A 24,566-nucleotide genomic window follows, 5' to 3' on the forward strand; every position below is an offset into this window, starting at 1 on the left:
TTCCCTGTTGTCCCCTCACAGCAGGTCGAGGCTGCCCACCACCGTTCCCAGGCAGCAAAACTGGCTGCCCTCCTCCACGGCGACGTTGGGGAAAGCCCGGTTGAGCGCCGCCAGCCGCACCTTTCCGCGCACCCGCTGGTAGAGCCGGATATACCCCTCCCCATTTAGGTTGAAAAGGCCGATCTCGTCCTGTCCGGCCGGGCGGCGGGAGAGCGCCAGCACCTCCCCGGCGTGGTAGGCGGGCTCCATGGCGCTGCCGTAGAGCACCACCGCAAAGTCGGCGGCCTGAGCCGTTTCGCTGTCTTTTACCGAGATGTGGCGGATGGCGATGGAGTCCACCGCTGTCTGCCCGCCCTCCGCCCGGGTGGGGAGATAGCAGGGCAGCACCAGTTTTGCCGGGTCGCCGGGGCGGTGGAGGGCGTCAAAGGTCTTTACCATGGTCAGGAGGATTCGCCGCTCCCTGCCGGTAAACCGACGCAGGCTCCAAATCAGCCGGTACTCCTCCTGGGTGAGGAGGAGGGGCTGTTCCACCTCCTGCTCCAACAGGGCGGCACAGCTCTGCCCGCTGGGGTAGACGTCGCAGAAGTAGCGCATCGGCAGCCCGAAGAGCTGGGCCAGCCGCTCCACCGTCTTGAGGGAGGGGTCTTTGGTCGCCCCGCTGAGGATCTTGTTGAGGGTCCCCAGGGGAATGCCCGAGTAGTCCGCCAGCATCTGGGTGGTAAAGCCCTCCCGCTCCTTCAGCAGCCGCAGCTTTTCCGAAAGGTCCTTGCCGCCGCCCTCTTCCCAAATATCCGCGTTCGGTAAATTTTCACCCATTTTCTGTAAAAATCCCCTCCCTTTATTGACTTTGTCTCCCATCCTGGTAGCATGGAATGCGCGGCGTGTGGGCGCTGCTACAAGAAGGAACAAAAGGAGACATTGCGATGAGTAAGAACCACTGCTTTGCGGTCATTTCCAACCCGGAGAAAAGTCGTTTTGGCATACAGGCGGAGGGCGGGATCGAGACGCCCCTCTTCTCCCCCGACCCCTTACAGGTGGCCCGGCTGGCCTCCCTCTTTGAGCGGGAGGATTTGGACCCCGCCCATCTCTGCGATGTGGTGCGGGATATGTTCTGCGCCGCCGCCTTTCCCGACAGGGATTCCTACTTTCCCTCCCTCGAGTGGTAGCTGCCCTTTTCTATCCTTATTTTACCATTTCAAAAAATTGTTGAAAAGCATATATTTTCGACAAAAACAGACACCCTTTTCACATCTGAAAAGGGTGTCTGTTTTTTTATTTGAGGGAGGGGCGCTGCCCCCGCGTCACAGCTCTCCCCGGTCGCGGCGGCGGGTGCGGCGGATCAGGTAGCCGCTGCCCAGCAGCACCGCCCCGACGAGGATCAACAGCGCCGGAAGGTCTAACCGGCAGCCGGCAAAGACAAAGAGGGCCGCGCCCCCGCCCGCCACCAGGGTGAAAAAGAGAAAATCACAGAGTTTCACGGTCTTCTCCCTCCTCCCGGTCCAACTGTCCCTTGCGAAAAAGGGTGTAGCCGGCAACCAGCACCGCCAGCGCCAACAGCCCCCAGTGGACGCCGCAGGAACCGCCCTCCCGGCCCAGCCCGCCGCCCAGCAGTCCGACGTCCGCATCCCCGGTATTGGGCTGCCCGCCGGCAGGCGCAGCAGTCTCCCCGTCCAACGACCCGCCGGCAGTCTTCTCCGCCAGCTCGTACTGCAAAAAGAGGGAGGTGCGATTGCCGGAGGAGTCCTCCAGGGTGTAGGCAATGATGTATTTCCCGGGCCGGGTGGTGTCGATCCCCTCCACCGCCTTTCCATCCCGGGTCACGGCGAAGCGGATCTCCTTGAGGGCCCCGTCCGGCTGGGCCGAGGTGAACTTATATCGGCCGGCAATCAAGTCGCGAATTTCTGCCTCGTCCAGCCAGCCGCCCGACAGGGGCGGGTCGGAAATCGCCTGCACCAGCCTGTCCTTCACGGTGGCGTACTTGGTGCCGCTCTGCCAGTCCTCCACCACCTCCGGGTCATCGGGTCGGCTCCCCGGCTCCACCGTGGGGTCGCTGGGGTCGTACTCCACCACCGGCGGGACTCCCTGGCCCACAAAGGTATAGGTCAGGTGAACGGTGGTCCGGTTGCCCTGGCTGTCGGTCACCGTCTGGGTGATGGCGCAGCTGCCGGGCTTGGCGGTGTCGAGGGCCGCCTCCCTCCCGTCCACCGTCACGGTGACCGGGCCGTGGGTGAGGACACCGTCCCCCTGGGCACTGCCGAACTGGTAGCGGCCCTTCAGTATCTCCGCCACCACCTGGGCCGTCAGCCTGCCGCTGTAGGCGGGGGGCGTGCCCACCACCTCGGTGATGCTGTCGTAGAGGTGGGCGTGCTTTCTCCCCGTTTCCGGGTCGTCTTTGATCACCGGCTTGGGGAGGGGCTTCAGGGGGTCGAAGGAGGGGCCCACCGGCGGGTCGGGGTCCTCCCCCCAGTCCACCACCGGCGGGGCCGAGCGGTCGATGAGGGTGTCGGTGAGGAGCACCGTGGTGGTGTTGCCGTCCGCGTCGGTGACCACGCAGGTGACGGTGAAGCTGCCGGGCTGGGTGGCGTCCACCCCTTCCCCGGTGACGTCCTTGCCCCCCTGGGCGATGGTGTAAACATAGGTCAGGTCGCTGTTGCCCGGCACGTTGGAGGCAAAGCCGTAGCGGCTGTCAAAGAGGTCCTTCGCGTCCTCTGCCGTGAACCGCCCGCCGTAGAGGGGGGCCTCCCGGTCGATGACCTCCTGCATGCTGTCGTGGATAACGGTGTGGGCCAGTCCGTTTTCGTCCACCTCCTTCTCCGGGTCGGAGGGGGTGACGCTGGGGTCGCTGGGGTCGGCCGAGGGCGGGTCGTTGACGGTGACGGGCAGGGGGTCGGAGATATTCCCCGCCGCGTCCACCGCCCGATACTTGCTGTTTTGGGCGACAACAAAAGTCTGGCTGGCGGCGCCGTTGCCGCCGGTGAGGGGGAACGTCTTGGCGCCGACCCAGCGGCCGATCTTGGCGTCGTAGCGCTCGACCTTCCAGACGCCCGAGAGGCTGTCCGACAGGGTGACAGTCTTCCCCGAGGCGGAGAGGGTGGGCTTGGTGGCGTCGATCTTCACCGCGTCCTCCACCGTGGTGGACAGTTCCCCCGTCTGGGTGTTCTTGGCCTGGTAGGCGGTTTTCCGCCCCCCGGTCTCCTGGCTGTAGCTGGTCTTGCGGTTGCCCTGGTCGAGGGTGGCGGTGACCACCTCCCCCTCTTTGATGAGGAACTGGTTGAACTGGTCGGGGTAGAAGGCGATCTCCACCGGGCCGGCGTTCCAGCCATTTTCGTTGGCTGGGGTGCGGGTAAAGTGGTAGTCCTTCCCCGCCGTCCCCTGCTCCTCCGCCGGTTTCTCCGGGTCGTAGGGCACCAGGGGCTTGGCGGGGATCAGTTCGTCCCCCGAATACTGCTTGGACTGAAAGAAGTCGTCCACCATCATCTGGCCAATGGTGACCGCCTTGCCCTCGGGATTTGCCACCTTGGCCCGGTAGGTGATGACCGTCTCGGCAGGGGAGCAGTCAAAGGGGATGCCCCCTGTCGCCACATTGCCCCCCTGGGCAGTCACGTCCACCCCGTTCACGGTGATCTTTTGGCTCTTGCCTTTGCTCTCCCCCCAGGTGGCGGGGTCAAAATGCAGCCCGGCGGTGGGGTACTCCTCGCTGTCCGAGAGCTTCAGGTGGCTGGGAACGGTGCCCCCATTTTCCCAGTTGTTTTTGATTTTTGCCTGCACGGTGACGATGCTGCCGTCGGCGATCGGCGTCCCCGCAGGGATGGTCTGCCCGCTCTCGTCGAGCAGTTTGGTCTCAAGAAAGGCGGGGCTGTAATCGGTGTAGGCCATTTTTAGAAATGTTCCTTCCACCCGCCCCACAGCGGGGACGTCGCCCTTGTAGTCCATCAGCCCCCCGATGCGCACGGTGACCACATCTTCGGTAAAGGGGTTGGGGTAGGTGATGCTCTTGCCGTTGTAGGACAGGGTAAAGGCATTGGCCACCGTATCAAAGGAGAGGCAGTAGGGCTTATTCTCCCCAAAGTCCGCCTCCGTCAGCGGCTGCTGCGGCTGCTTGTAGTCGTTCCCCTGGACGACGGTGATCCGCTCGATGCCGCCCACCCGACCGACGGAAAACCGATAGTTGGTGGTGCTGTCGTAAAGGGCCACCTCCCCGTAATGGCAGTGTCCACTCCCGACAATGGTGAAATTTGCCTCGAGCTTCCAGTTGGCTTTCAGCGAGATCTTCCCCTTGGAAAAAAGCGACGTGTTGCTCACGCTGTCCACCCAGTGGTCCTCATCCGCAAAGTGGACCCAGTTGCCGTCGACGACGCCGACACCTGCGGTGGTGGAGCGCATGGCAAAAATTGCGTTCAGGTTTTTTTCCTCTACAAAGCTCCCTGCCGACTGCCCGGCGTGGACCGGCCGGCGAAGGGCGCTCGCACCCCCCACCACCAGGGCGGCCGCCAGTCCCAGGGCTGTCAACCGCGCCCCCAGTTCCCGCCGCTTACCGTGTTTCATGGCGTTTTCCTCCCCTTCGTCAAGGGCGCATCTGCCCCTGCGCCTCAATCTGTTTCTAAATAGGTGTACGCCATTTTCAAAACGGCCAATTCAAAATTGCCAAAAATCGAAAAAAATTCCCAACTCCCCAAATGCGTTGTTTTTCAGGCAAAGATAGTGTACACTTTTCGACAGGATGCGGCAAGATTTGGAGGGGTGGAAAATGGAGGAAAAACGGACGCACCGGCAGCTGGAAGCCCTTCTCCGGGCGGCCCGGCAGGGGGATGAGGAGGCCTTCGCCCAGCTCTACCGCGCCACTGCCCCGGCCCAGCTGGCCCAGGCAAAGCTGCTCTTAAAAAGCGCCGCCCTCGCCGAGGAGGCGGTGCAGGAGAGCTACCTCACCCTCTACCGAAAGATGGGCGACATCCGCGACCCCCGCTCCCTGGTGGCCTTTCTCAACAGATCCACCTTTCTCGCCTGTCAAAATCTCCGCCGGGTGGAGGGCCGCCGCGCAGGGAGCGGGGACGAGCTGCTGCCCGGGCTTCCCGACCGGGACCAGACGGGCCAGCCCGAGCGCCGCGCCCTGCGCGAGGAGCGGGAGGCCGCCCTTCACCGCGCCGTCGCCGCCCTGCCGGAGCGCCGCCGGCAGGCGGTCGTCCTGCACTATTTTCAGGGCCGCAAGGTGGGGGAGATCGCCGCCCTCCTCCACTGCTCCCCCGGCACCGTCAAGCGGGATTTGCAGTTGGCCCGGGCCCAGCTGCGGCGGGAGATGGACGGGTTCCTCCCCGCCTTCCTCCCCGCCGGGCTGGCCCTCTCTGCGGCGGGGCGGCGAGCCGGGTTTCGCCCGCCGCCCCCGCACACCGTTCCCCTTCCCGCGGCGGCCCTGGCGGGCATTGCCGCGGTGGGGGGGAGCGCGGCCCTGGCGCTGCTGCCCACCCCGCAAATAGGCAGCGTGCAGAGCATCCCCGCAGGGGGCGGCGCCCAGGTGTCGGTCCAGGCGGAGGGGGCCAGCCAGGTCTGGCTGGAACAGGGCGGCCGCTCCCTCCCCTGTCAGCCCGGGGAGGAGGGCGTCTTCACCCTCTCCCCCGTGGCCCCCGGCCCCTGCACGGCGGTGGCGGCCGGGGCCAACGGCCACACCGTCCGGGTGGACTTTTTGGTGGGGGACGGCGACCTCTCCTCCCCTGTGCTGGTCGAGAGCTGGGGCGAAAACGGGCTGGTGGCCCTGCGGCTGCAGGACCCCAGCGGGGTCGACTGGCCGACCCTCTCCCTCACCGGGGAGGACGGGACCTCCCTCTCCCCCCGCCGAGTGGACGGGGCGGCCGGAGTGGCCTGGTTCGACGCCCCGGCCGGGCGCTACACCCTCTCGGTCTGCGACCGGCTGGGCAACCGGGGCAGCGGCCCCTTCTGGGTCGAGCTGCCCCAGTGACAGACAATAAGAGAGGGGGCCCTGCCCCGCGGTGAAGGGCCCCTCTCTTATTGCCAGCAAAAACCACCGGCCCTGCCGGTAATTCCGTCCCACAAAAAGCGCTCGCTGCAGGCACCGGGCAAAGGCGGGCCGTCAACGGCAGGGGGACAGTCTAAGGGGGTGTCTTAAACAGACAAATTTGCCCGCTTTCAGGCCGGGCCGTAACAAGGCAGACCGAATTTCGCCGCGCTTTTGGCCGCCCGCGGGCACCAAGCCTTTATGGCCGCGTCGTCCTCCGGCTCTGCCGGGGAGCACGCCTCTATTTCAGCATCACCAGGGTGACCCCCAGGTTGTTTCGCCCCATGTCGCTGTCCCGGGTGACGAAGAAGTGGCGGCGCATCATCCGCTGGGTGTCCGGATCAAAGAGGGAGAAGCGCTCCCCCGGCACCACCAGGGCCAGCTCCCCCCGCTCCCACTTTCGCTCCAGCTCCAACCGCACCGCCCGGCGGATCTTTCCCCCCTTGCCGGAGGAGCCGTAGCCGTGGATGAACTTCACCACCTTGCAGCCGCCATTCTTGGCCCGCCGCAGCGACTTTTCCAGGTGCTCCAGGGCCTCGTCCACATAGGGCATCCCCTCTTCTAGGTTGACGGTATAGACCTCCACGCCGGGCCCCTCCTTCCCAGCCGCCCGTCAGGAGGCGACCTTCTCAAAGTAGATTTGCAGGGTGAACTGGTCGGGGTTTTGGTAGTAGGAGTAGCGGTAGGCCACCGCCTCCCTCCCCAGGGCCTCGTTGACCCCGGAGATCAGCCGCCGCATCCCCCCGGTGCTCTCGGCCGCCGACTGGATGGCCTGGGCGTCCCCCAGCTGCATCTCCACCGAGTAGTCGCCCCGGCCGATGTTTTCCGCCGCCGCGGCGATCACCCGCTCGGCGATCCCCCCGAAGTCGGCCCCCTGCAGCCCCTTCACCCGGTAGTAGTCCATCTCGGTGGAGTCGGCCGGGGGCAGGGGGTAGTTTTCATCCCCGCTGATCTGGTGGTCGCGGGAGATGGCGGCGGTGGTGATGTTTTGGTAGCTGTGGTTGAGGATCACCTCATCCTCTCCCATCCCCTCCATATAGAGGTCGTTCCAGGTGGGGTCCACGTGGTAGTAGCTCTCCCCCAGCTTCACCATCACCCAGCCGTGGCGCTCGCCCCGGCTCTCCCCCCGCACGTAGAGGCAGGGGTAACCCAGCCTCTGGTAGAGCAGTTGGGCGGCCTTGGCATACCCCTGGCAGACCGCCCGCCCGTCCACCAGGGCGCCGTAGGCGGTGTATGGGCTCTTCCCGCTCAAGTCGGTGTCGTAGCGCACCCGCCGGGCCAGCTCGTCGCTGACCCAGACGCTCTTTTCAAAGTCGCCGGGCAAGGCAGCGCCCTGGGCGGTCAGCTCCTCCACTTTCTGTTCCAGCTCCCCGTCCATCCGGGCGATCTCCTCCCGGGTGCCGATGTAGCGCAGCAGCACCTTCTGCACCCGGCCGCCGGGTCCGGTGACATAGCTGTACCCGTCCACCCAAAAGTGTTCGGGGCTGTCGGAGAAGTAGTAGCGGTAGACCGTCTCCAGCTCCTCTACCGTGATGCGGCTGTCCACCTGGATGCTGTCCTCGGCCCGGGAGACGGCGCTGTACAGGTCGTCGTAGAGCTCCCGCTGCAGCCCGTCGAGCTGGGAGCGGCCGTATTTTCCCTCCAGCTCCACCTGCTGCCGGGTGACCGGCTCCCCCCGGAACAGGTCGTTGCTGCCGGTGCGCAGCTCGTCCAACAGCGAGCAGCCGCAAAGAAGGGACAGGGTCAACCCGGCCCCCAGGGCCAGGGCGGCCCCGCGGCGAAATAGGCGGTGGATTTGCACAGGCGATCTCCTCTCTCTGGTCTGGGCCCGACGGGGGCCCAAAGGCGCGGGCGGCTGTCTTTTCAAGCCGGCCCAAAAAAGAAAAAACGGGACTTCCGCCCGTTTTTTCAGCGGGTGGGGCAGACCGCGCCCCTCCCCCCATATGTTACGACGCCACGTACTTGATCTTTTTGGGGCTGAACTCCTTGACCGCCGCATCGTTGTAGACGATCTCCAGCCCCTCTTCCGCGGCCTTGCTCTTTTCGGAGAACTCGCCCTCCTTCATCTCCACCAGCAGCGAGGTGCGGGCGGAGGCGAAGTCCGCCTCGTTGGCGAGGGCGCTCTGACGCTGGTAGACAAAGGTGTACTGGGCCGCCTCGTAGCGGTTGTAGTCCCCCACCCCGTCGGCCTTGATCTGGTTGATCATATTCATGGGATAGGTGCTGTAATTCTCGGTGTCCTTATTGATGAAGTCCTGCTGCACGAAGTCGGTCCCCTCGGCAAAGGAGTGACCGCCCACCTCCAGCACCTGGGGTATGAACTCGTCGGCCACCTCTTTCATGGTGGCGCCGCCTTTCAACTTGGCGAGCATCTGCTCGGACAGGTCGTTGATGGTGGCGATCCCGTCGGAGGAGATGGCGTTTGATTCGCTGTTGAGCTTGGGCAGGGCCAGGAAGGAGATGTGCAGGTACTGGCTCTCAAAGTAGGCCTTGAGCTCGTCGTCCCCCACCGGGGTCAGCCCGTCGGCGCCGTAGTAGTGGTCGAAGAGCTTGCTGGACTTGAGGGCCGAGCGCACCAGGGTGCGGTAGGTGTCTTTGCCGATGCCGTTTTTCTCGAGGGCCTTCTTCTGGCTGTCCCAGTTCTGGTTGACGTTGGCCTCGATCTGGGCCTCGTCCTCCTCGGTGACCTCCAGCCCCTCTTTGTCAAAGAGGTTTTCCATGGCCGCGTAGCTGATGCAGCGGGCCTTGGTCTGGTCTTTGATGTAGTCGGTGGCGCTCTGCTCGCCGATCTGCTCTTTCAAGACGGTCTTGACCTCTTTGGGGTTTTTCTGCGACTGTTCGGCCGCGTCCAGGTAGCTGGCGTACTGGTAGTAGAGGTAGAGGCCGCTGGAGATCTCCACCTCGCCCACCTTGGCGGCGTAGTCAAAGCTCTTGCCCAGGGTGCAGCCGGTCAGCGAGGCCAGCAGCCCCAAAGCGGCCAGGCCGGCCGCCAGCTTATGTTTAAAAGACATCGTCTTTCCTCCCATTTTCTTTTCGCGCTACAGCGCATACAACTAGCTACGATTATAGCAATTTTTTGGGGGGCTGTCAAAAGTCAATTCCCCCTGGAAGGGGCGCTGGGCGCGGCGCGTCCCCTAGGCGTGGGACATGGCGTCGAGCACCGCCCGGATCCCGTCGATGGGGCGGTGGGGATTTTCCAGCACCGCCTGCAAAAAGGGCTTCTCCCCGGCGTTGAAGAGGACGTTTTTGACCCCCTTCTTGCAGCCCACCGCCCGGGCGACCCGCTCCATTTCCAGGTGGACAAAGCGGATGGCGACGGTGTCCTCCCGCTGGGTGATCTCCCCCACCCCCAAGTTGGCGGCCTGGTTGCGCAGCAGGGCCACGTCCACCAGCCCCACCACCGGCGCCGGCGGGTCGGAGAAGCGGTCGATGAGCTCGTCGAGGAGGTCGTCGGCCTCCTCCCGGGACTGGATGGCGGCGATCTTTTTGTAGGTGTCGATCCGGCTGGCCATGTCCTCGATATAGGCCTTGGGGATGTAGGCGTCCAGCTGGATGTCCACCAAACACTCCTCGTTCTTGTAGGGCTTCTCCTCGCCCTTCTTCTCGCTCACCGCCTCGGAGAGCAGGCGCAGGTACATGTCGTAGCCCACCGCTTCCATGTGGCCGTGCTGCTGGGCGCCGAGGATGTTCCCCGCCCCCCGGATCTCCAGGTCCCGCATGGCGATCTTGAAGCCCGAGCCAAAGCTGGTGAACTCCCGGATGGCCGTCAGCCGCTTGGAGGCCACCTCCGACAGGGCCTTGCCCCGCTTGAAGGTGAAGTAGGCGAAGGCCCGCTTGGCGCTGCGCCCCACCCGCCCCCGGATCTGGTAGAGCTGGGAAAGGCCCAGCCGGTCGGCGTCCTCGATGATGAGGGTGTTGCAGTTGGCCACGTCCACCCCGGTCTCGATGATGGTGGTGCACACCAGCACGTCGATGCTGCCCTCCAGCAGCTGGGCCCAGACCGAGGAGAGCTCCCGCTCGCTCATCTTGCCGTGGGCCACCGCCACGTTGGCGTCGGGGGCCATCTGCCGCACCCGGGAAGCGCAGGCCTCGATGGACTCCACCCGGTTGTAGAGGTAGTAGACCTGCCCGCCCCGGCGCAGCTCCTTGCGGATGGCGTCCCCCACCACCAGGTCGCTGTGCTCGAGCACATAGGTCTGGATGGGGTGGCGGTCCTGGGGCGGCTCATCGATGATGGAGATGTCGCGGATCCCGCTCATCGCCATGTTCAGGGTGCGGGGGATGGGGGTGGCCGAGAGGGTGAGTACGTCGATGCCCTTGAAGGCCTCTTTGAACTTCTCCTTGTGAGCCACCCCGAAGCGCTGCTCCTCGTCGATGACCACCAGCCCCAGGTCTTTGAACTTCACGTCCTTTTGCAGCAGCCGGTGGGTGCCCACCACGATGTCGGCCTGCCCGCTCCTGAGCCGGCGGATCGACTCGGCCTGCTGGGCCGGGGTGCGAAAGCGGGAGAGCAGCTCCACGTTCACCGGGAAGTTGCCCATCCGCTTGAGGATGGTCTGGTAGTGCTGCCAGGCGAGGATGGTGGTGGGCACCAGGATGGCGCACTGCTTGGAGTCGAGCACGCACTTGAAGGCCGCCCGCAGGGCCACCTCGGTCTTGCCGTAGCCCACGTCCCCGCAGAGCACCCGGTCCATCGGCCGGGGGGACTGCATGTCGGCCTTGATCTCCTCGATGCAGCGCAGCTGGTCGTCGGTCTCGGTGTACTCAAAACGCTCCTCGAATTCCCGCTGCCACTCGCTGTCCTCCGAAAAGGCAAAGCCCTTGGCCGCCGCCCGCTCGGCGTAGAGTTTGATGAGCTCGTCGGCCATGTCCTTGACCGAGGAGTAGACCCGCTGCTTGGTCCGCTGCCACTCGGTGGAGTGGAGCTTGTTGAGCTTGATCTTCCGGTCCTCCCGGGGGCCGATGTACTTGCTCACCAGGTCCAGCTGGGTCACCGGCACAAAGAGGACGTCCTTACCCGCGTACTGGATCTTCAGGTAGTCCTTCTTCACCCCCTGCAGATCCAACTGGGTGATGCCGGTGAACTGGCCGATGCCGTGGGTCACGTGCACCACGTAGTCCCCGGGGGTCACGTCCTCCAGGGTGGTGATGGCGTCCTTCCCCCGCTTCTTCTTGGCCGTCCGCCGCTTGCCCTTGCCTTTGCCCTCCTGCAGGGTGTAGGAGATGACCCCCACCCGCAGTTCGGGGTACTCGAACCCGGCGGTGAGGGTGCCGGCCGCCACATAGACCTTCTTGGGGGAGAGGGTCTTGCCCGAATCGGTGTACTGGGCGTTGTAGCCGTCCCTCTGCAGGTCGTAGGCCAGGGTCTTGGCCGCCTTCTCGGTCCCCGCCAAAATCAGGGTGCAGTAGTTTTGCTCCTGCTGGCTGGCAAGCTCCTCCAGCAGCAGGTTCATCTGCCCGCTCCAGCTGGCGGTGGAGACGGCGGTGAAGTCCAGCAGCTCCTTTAAGGGGAACTCCAACTGGCGGGAAAAGGTCTCCAAAAAGGCGGTGCGGCCCCTGCCCAGGCGGGCCAAAAAGGCCCCCTTCTCGTCGGCAAAGGCGGTCGCCTTCCCCGAGAGGAGCTTTTGCTCCAACAGCTCCTTTACATCCTCCCCCAGCTGCCAGTGAAAGCCCTCCAGCTCCTGGGTCATCTCCTGCAGCTCGCTGGTGAAGACAAAGGCGTCCTCCAGGTAGTCAAAGAGGGTGGCCCGCTCGGGCAGGCAGAGGCTCAGGTAGCGGTCGAGCCCCGCCACCTCGGCCCCGGTCTCCAGCCGCTCGGCGTCAGCCAGCAGGGCCTCGGGCCCGTTTTTCCCCAGTTTGCGCAGCTTGGCGGCCAGGGCCGCCGGGTCGGCCACCAGCACCTCCCTGGCCGGGGTGATCTCCACCGCCTCCACCCCGTCGCCCCGGCGCTGGGTGAGCAGGTCGAAGGCGGCGATGGTGTCCACCTCGTCCCCCCAGAATTCCAGACGCAAGGGGGCGGCCGCCTGGGGTGGGTAGAGGTCGACGATCCCCCCCCGCACCGAGAACTGGCCCGGCCCGTCCACCTGGGGGCGGCGGACATACCCGGCCTCCACCAGCCGGCGGGCCAGCTGGTCGGTGGGGCAGGCGTCCCCCGGGCGCAGCACAAAGGTGGCCTCCCGGTAGCGCTGGGGGGGCAGGGTGTACTGGCAGGCGGCGGGGGCGGTGGCCACGGCGATGGGACAGCTGCCGTCGAGCACCCGCCCCAGCACCGACAGCCGCCCGTACTCAAACTCGCGGGAGGCCCCCTCCACCGGGTGGAAGACGTAGTCCTTCTGCCGGTAGAGGGCGGCGGCCTCCCCGCCGATCATGGTGTTGAGGTTGCGCACCATCCGCTCCCCGGCCCGCTCGTCGGGCACCAGCACCAGCATCTGGCGGCCGGTCTCGGCGTAGAGGGCGGCGATCAAGTTGGCTTTGTGCACGGTGGAGAGACCGTAGCAGGCCAGGGGGACGCGGCCCTCTTCCAGGCTGCGGCGCAGGGTCTCGAAGGCGGGCACCCCCTGCCAGATGCGGGTAAAAAACTCCATCCTCACACACTCCTCTGCCCCCGGCGCAGGGGGGCTCTAGTTGTAGCGGTTCATGGCCTCGTTCAGGTTGTCCTCCAGCAGCAGCCGCAGGGTGTCCAGGCAGGGGCCGGCCAAGGCCCGCACCGCCTCCCACTCCTTGGGGGAGAGGGCGCCCAGCACCCAGTCGGCCAGGTCGTAGTCGGGGTGGGGCTTCTTCCCCACCCCGATCTTGATGCGGGGGTAGTTCTCGCTGTCCAGCGAGAGGGCGATGTCCCGCAGGCCGTTGTGCCCCCCGTGGGAGCCCTTGCGGCGGATGCGCATCTTCCCCACGTCCAGGGAGACATCGTCGCAGATCACCAGCACCCGCTCGGGGGGGAGGCGGTAGTAGCTGGCCACCTCGTGCACGCAGAGGCCCGAGCGGTTCATAAAGGTCTGGGGTTTGACAAACAGCACCTTTTTGCCGTCCACGAGCCCCTGCCCGCAGGTCCCCTGGTGTTTGAGCCGGCTGACCGACACCCCCAGCTCCCGGGCGATGTCGTCGACGAGCACAAAGCCCACGTTGTGGCGGGTGCGCTCGTACTTCTTGCCGGGGTTGCCCAGCCCCACCACGCAGAGGTCGATATTGGGTTTGGAAAACAGCATGTTCTCTCTCCTGGTCTGGGACAGGCCCGGGGCCCGTCCCCCTTTTTTTGCAAAATGGGCGCAACAGGTCGGGGCGGACCGGTGTCAGCCACCGCCCCGCTCAAACTGCCGCCCGCGCACTGCAAGCGCCTTTCATTATAGCCCATCGCGCCGCCCGGTTCAACACCTTCGGGGCGGTTTTCCCCCCTTCGGCCCGCTTCGACATTTGGCACAGGAAAAAGGGGGGCTCGTTTCCGCGAAAAGGGATGCCCGCACAAAAAAGGGGCGCCGAGATGGCTGCCCCTCCATTTTTGTTGCAATTGGGCGCCCTCACGCCCCCACGGGAGGCGCCGCCCGGTCTTCCCCCGCCGCCCCGTCCGAAAGGCCCTGCGCACACGCCGGAGTCGGCCGGGGCCCCGGCGGTGGCAGACGTTTCCCCGCAGGCCCCGATCGGCTGCCGCTGCGGCCCCGGCGGCCGATCGGGCCCGCGCCGACGGCGCAAACTGTCTCCCTGCCGGCGGCGCGCTCGGGGGGCGGCTGGCCAACCCCACCGCCTTATCGGCAGTCGCCCCTCTTACCCCTCGGCGCCGGGCCAGTACTTCTCCTCAAAGGCCTCTCTGGTGATGGGGCGGGACACGTAGTACCCCTGTACACTGTCGGCGTTCAAGGTCTGCACCGTCTTCAGTTCGTCGAGCTGTTCGACCCCCTCGACACAGACCGAGATGCCCACGCTGTGGCAGAGCTGGATCACCGCGGCGATGAAGGCGCGGTTGAACTCGTGCGTCTGGTCGTTGATGAGGGAGATGAAGAGCCGGTCGATCTTCACGATGTCCGCCGGCATCTGGGTGAGCATCCCCAGGGAGGAGTAGCCTGTCCCGAAATCGTCCATGGCGATTTGAATGCGCGCGCTCCGCAGCCCCTGAAAGGCCTCTCGCAGGGCGGGCATGTCGGTGACAAAACAGCTCTCGGTCAATTCCAGCACCAGGTGCCGGGGATCCAGTTCACGCCGCTGGAGCAGGTCCAGCACAAAGGGGACAAAGGCCTTGTCCGCCAGCTGCAGATAGGAGACGTTGACGTTCATGACAAAGTCGGGGCAGAAATCCAGCCAGCGCTTGCAGGTGGTCACCGCCTCCTCTAGCACCCACCGCCCCAGCTGGGTGATGAGGCCGCTGGATTCCAGCAGGGGGATAAATTCCACCGGCGACACCGGGCCAAAGGGCTCGCAGGACCAGCGCAGCAGGGCCTCGGCGCCGACGAGCTGCAGACCGCCCCCCTCTTCAAAGCGGACAAAGGGCTGGTAGACCAGCGAGAAGTGCTCCATCCCGCTGCGGGCGCTCTGCTGCAGGCAGCTGGTCAGCTCCATCTTGCGGATGCGCTGCTTCAGCAGGTCGGGGGTGAAGGCGGTACAGCGGTTCTTGCCGCCGTCCTTCGAGGCCTCGAGGGCGCTCTCGGCGTATTTGAGCAGGTCCAGGTAGTTGTCCGCGTCCCGCCCGATCTGGGCGGTGCCGCCGGAGATGGTGCAGAAATAGGGGGTGCCGTCCACCTCCTGTTCCCGGTTGGCACAGAGGTGGATGGTCCGGTAGAGCCGCTCCATCTCCTCCGGCGAGGCCCCCGGGCAGACGACGGCGAACTCGTCCCCGTCAAAGCGAAAGACCTCTGCCCGCGGGGGGAGCAGCCGCTGCAGGTTCTGGGCGATCTGGCGCAGCACCGAGTCGCCGAAGATGTGGTTTTTCAGGTTGTTGATCCGCTTGAAGTCGTCCAGCCCCAGCAGCAGGATGCCCCCCGGCGCCTCCGCCCGCTCCAGCAGGCGCTCGACGCGCTTGCGGCACTCGCCCTGGGTGAAGAGGCCGGTGGTGGGGTCGATCTTCCCCTTGTTGGCGATGGGGGCCACCACCCCCGCAAAGGTGAGCGGCCGGCCCCCTTCGTCCCGGTTGAGCAGGCCCCGGCAGACCACCCAGACGTATTCGCCCCCGCGGTTTTTGACCTGGTATTCCACGTTGTGCTCGTCGGTGCGGCCCGCCAGCATCTCGTCGATGGAGGCAAAGTAGCGCCTTTGGTCCCGGGGGTGGACCAGCTCCCCCCAGCGGGACACCAGCCCCTTCACAAGCCGCCCCGGCAGCGCGAAGTCCTGCGCCATGTTTTCCGAGACGAGGGCGAGATCGGCGGCCATGTCTACAATGTAGACATAGTCCCCCGTGCTGTTGACGATCGCCTTGTAGAGTACCTGCGCGTCGATTGGAAACGACTGGAGCGCGTGGGAGCTGATGTGCGGAGTCTCCATTGGTGGCCTCCTCGCCAGAGATCCTGGCGCCCTTTCAAGCGGGTGCTGAAAGTCTCTCTTTTTATTCCCTTTTTGCAGAGCAAGTCTTGTACAGTCAACTGTATTATACCACGCAGTCAGGCCGCTGAACAATCGCTTTTTCCGATTGCAATAAAAAGTGCTTTTTCAAAATTTCTAGGCGGCGGATCTGCCCCGGGCCGCGCGGGGGAAGGCCAGGGCCAACAGGCAGAGCAGCGCCATCAGCCCGCCGGCGGCCCCAAAGAGCACCGGGTAGCTGCCCCCGGCCAGGGGGGCCACCAGGTAGGTGGGCAGCAAAAAACCTCCCAGCATCTGCAGGGTGGCGATGATCCCCCCCGCCGCCCCGGCGTAGCGGGGGCCGATTTCGGGCAGGGTGGCGGGCAGGGAGAGCAGCAGGGGGAAAAACATCCCCAGGGCCACCCCGGTGACAAAGAGGACCGCCCCCATGACAAGGCCCTGGGGCAACAGCCAGCCAAAGGCCGCCCCCAGGCCGAAGACCGCCCCGGCCCCGATCAGGCAACCCTTGAGACTGCCAGTCTTTTGCAGCAAAACTGGCCCCAGCAGGGCCCCGAAGATGTTGCCGACCGTCACCGCCGAGGCGGCCACCCCGGCGGCCGCCGCCGCCATCCCCCGCACCTGTTGCAGGGCGCTGGGCAAAAAGGCGTTGAGGAGGATGCAGGCCCCCATCAGGCAGGCCATGCAGCCCCCCGCCAGCCAGACCGAGCGGCTGCGGGCGGCCACTGCTATGCTCTCCCCCGCCGAGGGGGGCGCGGCCTCCTCTTTGACGGGCGCGTCCGGCGCCCCCTCAGGCCGCTCGCGCATCAGCAGCAGCCAGAGCAGGGCGGCGGCCGCGCAGACGGCGAAGGCCACCCAGTAGGCCGCCTTGGCGCTGGGCAGCAGGGCGGTGGTGGCCAGGGCCGCCGTCATCCCCACCGGAGAGGAGGTGAGCACCGCCCCCGCCACCGTTCCCGCCCGCTGCGGGGGGTACCAGTTCCCCACCACCTTGGCGGTGTTGGCGTTCAAAAAGGCCATCCCCACCCCCAGCAGCACCATGCTCCCCATCAGCCCCAGGTAGCTGCCGCAGAGGGGGCGCAGGGCGGTGCCCAGGGCGCTGACGGCCAGCCCCACCCCCGCCACCCGGCGCACCCCCCAGCGGTCGGAGAGGGCCCCGGCGAAGAAGGAGAGGAGGAAGGCCGGGATCATCGGCGCCGAGAAGGCGCTGGAAAACTGGGCGGCGTTCAGCCCCAGGGCGGCGGTGATCTCCGGCCCCAGGGGGGAGAGTTGGTACTGGGCGTAGTTGACCGCCAACAGCCCGAAAAAAAAGACCGCCATGGTGGCCGCGCCCCGGCCGCCCGGCCGCTTGTTCTGTCTGTGCAAAAAAATCGTCCCCTCTCTATTGTCCGCCACCCGCGCGCAGGGAGCTGCCAGTGGCCGATAGCTGCATTGTATCACAGCCGCTTTGCCGGGTGATACCGGCAAAAGCACAGAAGAAAGGGGCAAAATCCCGGCATTTTGCCGGAACCGGCCCTCCGTCGGGGAAAACACGGGATGGCACCCGGTCCAAAATCGTGCTAAAATGGGCAGAGATCGGCGGGTTTCGACCGTTTTTGGACCGTTTTGGACCATATCGTCCCGCGGCGGGACCCGCCAAAAAAGGAGGATGAACCCTTGCAGTCAAACCCCTCGCTCGCCCGGCGGATGACCGCCCAGTACGCCAGCTTACAGGGCGCTTACTGGATGGTCTTCTGCGCCGTCATGAGCTTTGCCTCGGCCTTTTTGCTCTCCCGCGATTTTGACAACACCCAGATCGGGGTGGTGCTGGCCCTCTCCAACGTGTTCGGGGCGCTGCTCCAGCCCGCGGCCGCCTCCCTGGCCGACCGGGCGCGCCGGTTCTCCCTGCGGCAGATCGCCGCCACCATCGCCTTTGCGGCGGCCGCCCTGTCGGGGGTGCTGCTGCTCATCCCCCACTCCTTCTGGCTGACGGCCGTCCTCTTCTGCCTGGTAGCCACCGCCATGCTCACCGTTCAGCCCCTGATCAACGCCCTGGGGTTTGTCTACGAGCGGTGGGGGCTGTCCATCGACTTCGGCCTGGCGCGGGGGATCGGCTCCCTCTGCTATGCGGCGGTCTCGTTTTTGCTGGGGCTGCTGTTGGAGCGGTGGGGGGCCGACGTGCTGCCGGTGGGGTTTGTGCTGCTCTACCTCCTCATCGCCCTGCTGGCCTTGACCTTTCGCGCCAAGGGGCTGACCGACGCCCCCGCCGCCAAAGCCGGTGAAGAGGGGGAGGGAGAGGGGGAGCGCCCCTCCTCCCTGCTGGAGTTCTTCCGGCAAAACCCCCGCTTCACCCTCTTTCTGGCGGGGGCGACCTGCGTCTTTGTCTTTCACACCATGCTCAACAACTTCCTGATGCAGATCGTGGTGCACGCCGGGGGGCAGAGCGCCGACTTCGGGGCTGCCCTCACGGTGGCCTCGGCCCTGGAACTGCCCACCATGGCCCTCTTCTCCCGGCTGGTGCGCAGGGTCCGCTGCGAGGCCCTGCTGAAGATCTCGCTGGGGTTCTTCCTCGTCAAGGCGGCGCTGCTGTTTTTGGCCCGCGACCCAGGGGGCGTCTACCTGAGCCAGGTCTTTCAGGTGGGGGGCTTCGCCCTCTTCACCCCGGCGGCCGTCCACTACGCCAACGCCGTCATCGCCGGGGCCGACCGGGTGAAGGGGCAGGCCATGCTGGCGGTGACCAACACCCTGGGCGGGGTCTTCGGCTCGCTGCTGGGGGGCTGGCTCATCGACCGGGTGGGCATCCCCGCCACGCTGCTGTTCGGGGTGGGGATCACCGCCCTGGGCGGCGCGGTGGCCTGGCTGGCCCTGGGGCGCGCCCCAGCCCCAAAGGGCTGACCCAGCTCTTTTTTCGGGCGCGCCCTGTGTTTGGAAGACGGATACCGATGCCGGCGACCGGGGAGCAGGCAAAGTCCAGCGCCGCGGGGAGGGGGATGCGCCGCTGGTGGAAGGCGTCGGCCGAGAGGAGCACCTCGGCCCCCACCTCCCCCAGCCAGCCGGCCACCTGGGCCACCCGGACGGGATCGCGGGAGAAGTAGCCGTTGGTGATGACCTGCCGCCGGGGGATGCCGGCGGTCTTGGCCTCCCGCAGGAGGGCGACGGTGTCCCCCGGCCAGAGGAGGGGCTCGCCCCCAAAACACATCGCCGAGCGCAGGGGGAAGCGCTGTGCCAGCCGGGTGAGCGCCCCCTCGCAGAGGGCGTAGGGGAGGTGGCCGGGCGGGTGCTCGGACATCTCCCCCTGGGAGCAGTGGGCACAGCGGCCGGTGCAGTGGTAGGTCATGGTGAATTCGACCCGATCGAGGTTCAGATACATCTCTCTTCTCCCCCGTTGCGGCAGTTTTTCCCATCATCGCACAGGCGGGAAAAAAGAAAAAGCGGGGCGGCTGTATGCCGCCCCGCTTGATTTTGCGGGCAGGAATCAGACAAAGAGAGTGGAGACCGACTTGTCGGAGTAGATGCGGGCGATGGCCTCGGCAAAGACGGGGGCCACCGGGAGGATGCGGAACTTGTCGAGCATCTTCTCGGGGGGGATGGGGATGGTGTCGAGGAAGACCAGCTCTTTGATGGGGGACTCCTTGATGCGCTCGATGGCGGGGCCGGAGAGGACCGCGTGGGTGGCGCAGGCGTAGACCTCTTTGGCGCCCTTGCCCATGAGGGCCTTGGCGGCGTTGCAGAGGGTGCCGGCGGTGTCGATCATGTCGTCGGCGAGGATGACGGTCTTGTCCTTCACGTCGCCGATGATGTTCATCACCTCGGAGACATTGGCCTTCTGGCGGCGCTTGTCGACGATGGCGATGGGCACGTCGAGCTTTTGGGCGAAGGAGCGCACCCGGGTGACCGACCCCAAATCGGGGGAGACCACCACCAGGTTCTCCTTCTTGCCGGCGAACTTCTTCTCGTAGTAGGGCTCCAGCAGGGGGACGCCCAGCAGGTGGTCCACCGGGATGTCGAAGAAGCCGGTGAGCTGGGCGGCGTGCAGGTCCATGGTCAGGACCCGGTCAGCCCCGGCGGCAGTGATCAGGTCGGCCACCAGCTTGGCGGAGATGGGGTCGCGGGCCTTGCTCTTGCGGTCCTGGCGGGCATAGCCGTAATACGGGATGACGGCGGTGATGCGGCCGGCCGAGGCGCGCTTGAAGGCGTCGATCATGATGAGCAGCTCCATCAGGTGCCGGTTGACCGGCGCGCAGGTGGACTGGACCACGAAGACGTCGGAACCGCGGACGGTCTCGTGGATGGAGACCGAGATCTCCCCGTCGGAGAACATCCCCACGTCCGATTTGCCCAGAGGCAGGCCCAGGTATTCGGCGATCTCCTCGGCCACCTTCTTGTTGGAGTTGGCGGAAAAAATCTTAATGTCCTTGCCGTGTACGTTCATAGCTTTTTAACTCCCCTATTTATCTGGCTGCCCCGCACCGGTGCGACGGCAGCGTTTTGCACCCTGCGGCGCTACCGTTCCTCTTCTTTTTTCTTCTTGGCCTTGGCGATGCGGCCGGCCAACTTCTTGCCGGCCCAGTTTTCGACGGTCTTTTGGTACCCGCGCTCGATGGCCAGGGCGCCGGCGGGCACGTCCTCGGTGATGGTGGAGCCGGCGGCGGTGTAGGCCCCCTCCCCCACGGTGACCGGGGCCACCAGGTTGGTGTTGCAGCCGATGAAGGCGTTGTCGCCGATGACGGTGCGGTACTTCTGGCTGCCGTCGTAGTTGACGGTGACGCAGCCGCAGCCGAAGTTGACCCCCGAGCCCACGTCGCTGTCCCCCACGTAGGTGAGGTGGGCGACGCTGGTGCCCTCCCCCACAGTGGAGTTTTTGATCTCGACGAAGTTGCCCACCTTGGCGCCGTCTTGCACCCGGGAGCCGGGCCGCACCTGGACGAAGGGCCCCATCCGCACCCCGGAGCCGATCTCCGAATCGGTCACCTGGGAGGCGTTGAGCACAGTGCCGTCGCCCACCACTGCGTCGGTGAGCAGGGAGTTGGGGCCGATGGTGCAGCCGCAGCCCACCACGGTGTGCCCCTTGATGATGGTGCCCGGGAGGATGGTGGTGTCCGCCCCGATCTCGCAGTCGGGGGAGAGGACGATGCCGTCGAGGGTGACGAACTCGACCCCTTGGCGCATCTGCTTTTCAATGACCCGGCGGCGGGCGATCTCCCCCAGCTTGTAGAGGGAGAGGCGGTCGTTGGCCCCCAGCACCACGTCCTCGCTCTGGGCGGTGTAGGTGCCGGCGCCCCTGCCGGCGCGCAGCAGGAGGGAGACGGTGTCGGTCAGGTAGTACTCGCCCTGGGCGTTGTCGTTTTGCAGCTGGTGGAGCACCTCCAGCAGGGCGGCGGTCTCAAACCAGTAGGCGCCGGAGTTGACCTCGCGGATGGCCCGCTCGGCCTCGGTGGCGTCTTTCTGCTCGACGATCTTGGCGATCTGCCCGCCGTCCTTGACGATGCGGCCGTAGCCGGTGGGGTCGTCGAGCTCGGCGGTGATGACGGTGACGGCGTTGCCCGACTGGAGGTGGCTCTCCAGCGAGCGGCGGATGGTGTCCTCGTCGACAAAGGGGGCGTCGCCGCATAAAATAAGGGTATGCCCGTCCCGGTGGGAGTTGAGAAATGCCTCCCCCTGCAGCACGGCGTGGCCCGTTCCCAGCCGTTTGGTCTGCATGGCGACGGCAAACCGATCCCCCAGGACCTGGCATACCTCTTCGCTGCCGTGGCCCACCACGACACAGATGTCCTCGATGCCCGCGCGCTCCAGCGCGTCGGTCACCCAGGAGATCATCGGCTTGAAGAGGACCTCGCAGAGCACCTTGGGCTTGCGCGAGCGCATGCGGGTCCCCTCGCCCGCCGCCAGGACGACGGCGTTGATGGCTGCTTCCATGTACTTGCCTCCTGTTTCCAGTTGTGTTCGGCATGGGGGAAGGCGCGCGGCCCCGCCCCGGCATATAAGCTACCTCGTTTTTGCACAGTGCCCTCCAGGCGCAAGAAAGCCCCTTTTCCCATGGGGGAAGCGGGGTCTTTTTGACGAATCGGCGCACTGCTCTTTATATAATTATTACAACTTCCCGTCCCTTTTGCAAGCCCTTTTTCCGGCTCTGGGGAAAATCTATTGAAAATCACCAATAAAACACAAAAAAAGCAAATTGGGTATAGCAAATACAGTCTCGATTTGCTATAATGAGCGCATAGACGGTGCGTCTGAACAGATTGGGGATGAGAGGACTATGTGGGCTCTTTCCGGCGAGGGGGAGCGTGCATAGTCTTTGTGGTGTCCAAATCTGTTTACAAAAAACAGGAGGTAGATACCCGTGAGCACGAAATACGTGTACAAGTTTTCCGAAGGCAACGGAACCATGCGGGAGCTGTTGGGCGGCAAAGGCGCCAACCTGGCCGAGATGACCAACCTCGGCATGCCGGTTCCCCAGGGCTTCACCGTTACCACCGAGGCCTGCACCAAGTACTACGAGGACGGCAAGCAGATCAACGAGGACATCCAGAAGGAAATCTTTGAGAATCTGGCCGAGTTCGAGAAGCTGGTCGGCAAAAAGTTCGGCGACCCCGAGAACCCGCTGCTGGTGTCGGTCCGCTCCGGCGCCCGCGCCTCTATGCCCGGCATGATGGACACCATCCTCAACCTGGGCCTCAACGACGAAGTGGTGGAGGGCTTTGCCAAATTCACCAACAACCCCCGGTTTGCCTACGACTCCTACCGCCGGTTCATCCAGATGTTCTCCGACGTGGTGATGGAGCTGCCCAAACCCGAGTTTGAGAAGATCATCGACGCCAAGAAGGAAGAGCGCGGCGTGACCCAGGACGTGGAGCTGGACGCCGACGACATGAAGGACCTGGTGGTCCGCTTCAAGGCTTTCTACAAAGAGAAAAAGGGCACCGACTTCCCCGCTGACCCGAAGGTCCAGCTGATGGAGGCCGTCAAGGCCGTGTTCCGCTCTTGGGACAACCCCCGCGCCAACGTCTACCGCCGCATGAACGAGATCCCCTACGACTGGGGCACCGCCGTCAACGTGCAGATGATGGTCTTTGGCAACTCGGGCGACCGCTCCGGCACCGGCGTTGCCTTCACCCGCAACCCCGCCACTGGCGAGAAGGCCCTCTTCGGCGAGTACCTGATCAACGCCCAGGGCGAGGACGTGGTGGCCGGCGTGCGCACCCCCTCCCCCATCTCCCACCTGCAGGAGGACATGCCCGAGGTCTACAACCAGTTCGCCGAGATCGCCAACCGGTTGGAGCAGCACTACCGCGACATGCAGGACATGGAGTTCACCATTGAAAACGGCAAACTCTTCATGCTGCAGACCCGCAACGGCAAGCGCACCGCCGCCGCCGCCCTGAAGATCGCCGTCGACCTGGTCGACGAGGGGATGATCACCGAGGACGAGGCCGTTCTGCGCGTCGAGCCCAAGCAGCTGGACTCCCTGCTGCACCCCCAGTTCAACGCCGACGAGATGAAGAAGGCCGAGTGCATCGGCAAGGGCCTGGCCGCCTCCCCCGGCGCCGCCTGCGGCAAGGTGGTCTTCACCGCCGAGGACGCCAAGGAGTGGGCCGAGAAGGGCGAGAAGATCGTCCTGGTCCGCCGCGAGACCTCCCCTGAGGACATCGAGGGGATGAACGTGGCCGAGGGCATCCTGACCGTGCGCGGCGGCATGACCTCCCACGCGGCCGTCGTGGCCCGCGGCATGGGCACCTGCTGTGTCTCCGGCTGCGGCGAGATCGTCATCGACGAAGAGGCCAAAGAGTTCTCTCTGGGCGGCAAGGCCCTGCACGAGGGCGACTTCCTCTCCATCGACGGCTCCACCGGCAACATCTACTACGGCGCCATCCCCACCAGCCCCGCCGCCATCTCCGGCGACTTCGGCCGGTTCATGGGCTGGGCCGACAAGGTCCGCAAGCTGAAGGTCCTGACCAACGCCGACACCCCCCGCGACGCCAAACAGGGCCGCGAGTTCGGCGCCCAGGGCATCGGCCTGTGCCGCACCGAGCACATGTTCTTCGAGGAGAGCCGCATCAAAGCCATGCGGGAGATGATCGTGGCCGAGACCACCGAGGACCGCAAAAAGGCCCTGGCCAAGATCGAGCCCTATCAGCAGGGCGACTTTGAGGCCCTGTACGAGGCCATGGAGGGCGACCCTGTCACCATCCGCTTCCTCGACCCGCCGCTGCACGAGTTCCTCCCCACCAAGGAAGAGGACATCAAGGAGATCGCCGACGAGCTGGGCATCACCGTTGCCAAACTCAAAGAGGTCATCGCCTCCCTGCACGAGTTCAACCCGATGATGGGTCACCGCGGCTGCCGTCTGGCCGTCTCCTACCCGGAGATCGCCGAGATGCAGACCACCGCCGTCATCCAGGCCGCCATCAACGTGACCAAGAAGGGCAACTTCGCTGTGAAGCCCCAGATCATGATCCCGCTGGTCGGCGAAGTCAAAGAGCTGAAGTTTGTCAAGGACGTGGTGGTCGCCACCGCCGACAAGCTGATCGCCGAGTCCGGCATCGACCTGGAGTATGAAGTCGGCACCATGATCGAGATACCCCGCGCAGCCCTGACCGCCGACGAGATCGCCACCGAGGCCGAGTTCTTCAGCTTCGGCACCAACGACCTGACCCAGATGACCTTTGGGTTCAGCCGCGACGACGCCGGGAAGTTCCTCGATTACTACTACGACAACAAGATCTACGAGTCCGATCCCTTCGCCCACCTGGACCAGAAGGGTGTTGGCAAGCTGGTTGAGATGGCCGCCAAGCTGGGCCGCCAGACCAGACCCGACATCCACCTGGGCATCTGCGGCGAGCACGGCGGCGACCCGACCTCGGTCGAGTTCTGCCACCGCGTCGGCCTGGACTATGTCTCCTGCTCCCCCTTCCGGGTGCCCATCGCCCGGCTGGCTGCTGCGCAGGCCGCTCTGAAAGACAAATAAGCCATTTGAGAGCTGATGAGAGCCCCGTCGAGGCGCGAAAGCGCCCGGCGGGGCTCTCTTTTTGGCCTTTTTGGGGAGAGAGGGGAGTTGTTTGGTGGGGGGAAGGGGCTTTCTGCA

The 24,566-nt window shown here is 65.4% G+C and carries 17 protein-coding genes; 4 read left to right on the forward strand and 13 right to left on the reverse strand.

Annotation, left to right across the window (positions count from 1 at the left end; translation table 11 throughout):
• Positions 1 to 15: 15 nt before the first annotated feature.
• Positions 16 to 816, reverse strand: coding sequence for an XRE family transcriptional regulator (locus tag ACTNAU_RS03940; protein ID WP_441097622.1), 801 nt, complete (start codon positions 814 to 816; stop codon positions 16 to 18).
• A gap of 107 nt (positions 817 to 923) precedes the next feature.
• On the opposite strand from ACTNAU_RS03940, the gene ACTNAU_RS03945 reads away from it, so the two are divergent.
• Complete coding sequence (locus ACTNAU_RS03945; protein ID WP_185915856.1) at positions 924 to 1,166, forward strand: hypothetical protein; 243 nt, start codon at positions 924 to 926, stop codon at positions 1,164 to 1,166.
• A 135-nt stretch (positions 1,167 to 1,301) separates the two neighbouring features.
• Here ACTNAU_RS03945 and ACTNAU_RS03950 read toward each other — a convergent pair whose 3' ends face one another.
• Positions 1,302 to 1,478 (reverse strand): hypothetical protein, encoded by a 177-nt coding sequence (locus ACTNAU_RS03950; protein WP_441097623.1) that lies wholly within the window; start codon positions 1,476 to 1,478, stop codon positions 1,302 to 1,304.
• Entirely contained in the window at positions 1,465 to 4,545 is a 3,081-nt protein-coding gene (locus tag ACTNAU_RS03955) for a hypothetical protein (protein ID WP_441097624.1), read from the reverse strand. The genes ACTNAU_RS03950 and ACTNAU_RS03955 overlap by 14 nt, the downstream gene beginning before the upstream one ends.
• Before the next feature lie 202 nt (positions 4,546 to 4,747).
• Between ACTNAU_RS03955 and ACTNAU_RS03960 the strand changes: the two genes are divergently transcribed.
• Complete coding sequence (locus tag ACTNAU_RS03960) at positions 4,748 to 5,950, forward strand: RNA polymerase sigma factor (RefSeq protein ID WP_441097625.1); 1,203 nt, start codon at positions 4,748 to 4,750, stop codon at positions 5,948 to 5,950.
• Between the two features lie 298 nt (positions 5,951 to 6,248).
• Here the strand turns inward: ACTNAU_RS03960 and ACTNAU_RS03965 are convergent, their stop codons facing one another.
• From ACTNAU_RS03965 to ACTNAU_RS03995, 7 genes are all read right to left on the reverse strand, one after another.
• The gene (locus tag ACTNAU_RS03965) at positions 6,249 to 6,593 is read right to left on the reverse strand and encodes a Smr/MutS family protein (RefSeq protein WP_185915860.1); all 345 of its coding nucleotides are present in this window, start codon (positions 6,591 to 6,593) and stop codon (positions 6,249 to 6,251) included.
• Positions 6,594 to 6,620: 27 nt separating this feature from the next.
• Positions 6,621 to 7,808 carry a transglutaminase domain-containing protein gene (locus tag ACTNAU_RS03970; protein WP_441097626.1) on the reverse strand — a complete coding sequence of 396 codons (1,188 nt, stop codon included), beginning with the start codon at positions 7,806 to 7,808 and terminating at the stop codon, positions 6,621 to 6,623.
• A 145-nt stretch (positions 7,809 to 7,953) separates the two neighbouring features.
• Positions 7,954 to 9,018 (reverse strand): hypothetical protein, encoded by a 1,065-nt coding sequence (locus ACTNAU_RS03975; RefSeq protein WP_441097627.1) that lies wholly within the window; start codon positions 9,016 to 9,018, stop codon positions 7,954 to 7,956.
• Positions 9,019 to 9,141: 123 nt separating this feature from the next.
• Entirely contained in the window at positions 9,142 to 12,591 is a 3,450-nt protein-coding gene (gene mfd / locus ACTNAU_RS03980) for a transcription-repair coupling factor (RefSeq protein ID WP_441097628.1), read from the reverse strand.
• A 36-nt stretch (positions 12,592 to 12,627) separates the two neighbouring features.
• Positions 12,628 to 13,212, reverse strand: coding sequence for an aminoacyl-tRNA hydrolase (gene pth, locus ACTNAU_RS03985; protein ID WP_216401022.1), 585 nt, complete (start codon positions 13,210 to 13,212; stop codon positions 12,628 to 12,630).
• A gap of 553 nt (positions 13,213 to 13,765) precedes the next feature.
• Entirely contained in the window at positions 13,766 to 15,472 is a 1,707-nt protein-coding gene (locus ACTNAU_RS03990) for a bifunctional diguanylate cyclase/phosphodiesterase (protein WP_441097629.1), read from the reverse strand.
• A gap of 174 nt (positions 15,473 to 15,646) precedes the next feature.
• The gene (locus ACTNAU_RS03995) at positions 15,647 to 16,867 is read right to left on the reverse strand and encodes an MFS transporter (RefSeq protein WP_441097630.1); all 1,221 of its coding nucleotides are present in this window, start codon (positions 16,865 to 16,867) and stop codon (positions 15,647 to 15,649) included.
• 291 nt (positions 16,868 to 17,158) lie between these two features.
• Between ACTNAU_RS03995 and ACTNAU_RS04000 the strand changes: the two genes are divergently transcribed.
• Positions 17,159 to 18,376 (forward strand): MFS transporter, encoded by a 1,218-nt coding sequence (locus ACTNAU_RS04000; RefSeq protein ID WP_441097631.1) that lies wholly within the window; start codon positions 17,159 to 17,161, stop codon positions 18,374 to 18,376.
• On the opposite strand, the gene ACTNAU_RS04005 is transcribed toward ACTNAU_RS04000, so the two are convergent.
• The 3 genes from ACTNAU_RS04005 to glmU all read right to left on the reverse strand — a co-directional run bounded on the left by ACTNAU_RS04005 (position 18,312) and on the right by glmU (position 21,397).
• Complete coding sequence (locus tag ACTNAU_RS04005) at positions 18,312 to 18,851, reverse strand: radical SAM protein (RefSeq protein ID WP_441097632.1); 540 nt, start codon at positions 18,849 to 18,851, stop codon at positions 18,312 to 18,314. The genes ACTNAU_RS04000 and ACTNAU_RS04005 overlap by 65 nt on opposite strands.
• Before the next feature lie 105 nt (positions 18,852 to 18,956).
• Positions 18,957 to 19,913: a ribose-phosphate pyrophosphokinase gene (locus ACTNAU_RS04010; protein ID WP_021658498.1), complete on the reverse strand. Its 957-nt coding sequence runs from the start codon at positions 19,911 to 19,913 to the stop codon at positions 18,957 to 18,959.
• Positions 19,914 to 19,984: 71 nt separating this feature from the next.
• The gene (gene glmU, locus ACTNAU_RS04015) at positions 19,985 to 21,397 is read right to left on the reverse strand and encodes a bifunctional UDP-N-acetylglucosamine diphosphorylase/glucosamine-1-phosphate N-acetyltransferase GlmU (RefSeq protein ID WP_441097633.1); all 1,413 of its coding nucleotides are present in this window, start codon (positions 21,395 to 21,397) and stop codon (positions 19,985 to 19,987) included.
• A 427-nt stretch (positions 21,398 to 21,824) separates the two neighbouring features.
• Here glmU and ppdK point away from each other — a divergent pair, with 427 nt between their 5' ends.
• Positions 21,825 to 24,449, forward strand: coding sequence for a pyruvate, phosphate dikinase (ppdK, locus tag ACTNAU_RS04020; RefSeq protein ID WP_441097634.1), 2,625 nt, complete (start codon positions 21,825 to 21,827; stop codon positions 24,447 to 24,449).
• The last annotated feature ends 117 nt before the right edge of the window (positions 24,450 to 24,566 follow it).

The organism is Bittarella sp. HCP28S3_D9 (genome assembly GCF_052065655.1).
In the GTDB taxonomy this organism is placed as follows: Bacteria; Bacillota; Clostridia; order Oscillospirales; family Ruminococcaceae; genus Bittarella; species Bittarella massiliensis.

Excerpts from the sequence above, each read along its gene's own strand:
- ACTNAU_RS03940 (WP_441097622.1), bottom strand. The coding sequence starts at position 816 with ATGGGTGAAAATTTACCGAACGCGGATATTTGGGAAGAGGGCGGCGGC.
- ACTNAU_RS03960 (WP_441097625.1), top strand. The coding sequence starts at position 4,748 with ATGGAGGAAAAACGGACGCACCGGCAGCTGGAAGCCCTTCTCCGGGCG.
- ACTNAU_RS04010 (WP_021658498.1), bottom strand. The coding sequence starts at position 19,913 with ATGAACGTACACGGCAAGGACATTAAGATTTTTTCCGCCAACTCCAAC.
- ACTNAU_RS03955 (WP_441097624.1), bottom strand. The coding sequence starts at position 4,545 with ATGAAACACGGTAAGCGGCGGGAACTGGGGGCGCGGTTGACAGCCCTG.
- glmU (WP_441097633.1), bottom strand. The coding sequence starts at position 21,397 with ATGGAAGCAGCCATCAACGCCGTCGTCCTGGCGGCGGGCGAGGGGACC.
- ACTNAU_RS04005 (WP_441097632.1), bottom strand. The coding sequence starts at position 18,851 with ATGTATCTGAACCTCGATCGGGTCGAATTCACCATGACCTACCACTGC.
- ACTNAU_RS03990 (WP_441097629.1), bottom strand. The coding sequence starts at position 15,472 with ATGGAGACTCCGCACATCAGCTCCCACGCGCTCCAGTCGTTTCCAATC.
- pth (WP_216401022.1), bottom strand. The coding sequence starts at position 13,212 with ATGCTGTTTTCCAAACCCAATATCGACCTCTGCGTGGTGGGGCTGGGC.
- ACTNAU_RS03945 (WP_185915856.1), top strand. The coding sequence starts at position 924 with ATGAGTAAGAACCACTGCTTTGCGGTCATTTCCAACCCGGAGAAAAGT.
- mfd (WP_441097628.1), bottom strand. The coding sequence starts at position 12,591 with ATGGAGTTTTTTACCCGCATCTGGCAGGGGGTGCCCGCCTTCGAGACC.
- ACTNAU_RS03975 (WP_441097627.1), bottom strand. The coding sequence starts at position 9,018 with ATGTCTTTTAAACATAAGCTGGCGGCCGGCCTGGCCGCTTTGGGGCTG.